1 protein-coding gene is annotated in these 707 nt (G+C 40.9%); it reads right to left on the reverse strand.

What is annotated here, in order from left to right; genetic code table 11:
- On the reverse strand, positions 1-707 hold a 707-nt coding region (locus VZ95_RS24765), incomplete at its 5' end, for a hypothetical protein (protein WP_232302790.1).

Here is a 707-nt window from a genome sequence, read left to right on the forward strand (position 1 = left end):
TCATGGCGTCACATAAGACCACTCATCCCACAGCGCACCGTTTGAAACCCCGCCACGATCAACCTGCATCTGAACGGCTTTACTAAATACAGTCTGCGGCCAGGGGCGCATATTGCCATCACCGCTTCCACCTAAATCGGCTAATCTGAAATAGTCAGCAATATCCCGAACAACAGGATCGTACCATGCTATATGATTAATTATAGATAGAAGCAAAGCACCAACGGGTGTTCTGTTTGAATCTGATATTTTTTTCACAATCATTCCCGTCATTGGCCCCCAAGATCCACCGAAAATAATCTTCTGTTCTGCCTCAGAAACTGGGTTCCAGACTGCATCATAACGAGTCATGTTAAATTTTGTCCATGTCGAAAGGTCCGCAACACATAAACAATCTATTTCAAGTCTAGGGTGTTTCACATTAAATAAGGTCTGATTTTTTAGAGAATCATTTATATTTGATATAGGATCCGAATTTTCCGATTTCCAAGAATGGGAATGAGCTAAAACACCATAGAAAAGAGGCGAGTTCATTTCCCGAAATGGTGTTCCTTCTCGAACTCCATATAATTCTTTAAATTTTATGCAGCGATCAACGGCTTCCTTAACATGTCTAGCCTTAAGAGTCGTTTTACATTCAAAAGCTGCTATCACTCCACTAGAGAGCCAAGTCTTTTTTTTTWGTTTTTTCTGAGAGTTTCTGCGGA

It is taken from the genome of Elstera litoralis (assembly GCF_000963705.1).
Classification (GTDB): Bacteria; Pseudomonadota; Alphaproteobacteria; order Elsterales; family Elsteraceae; genus Elstera; species Elstera litoralis.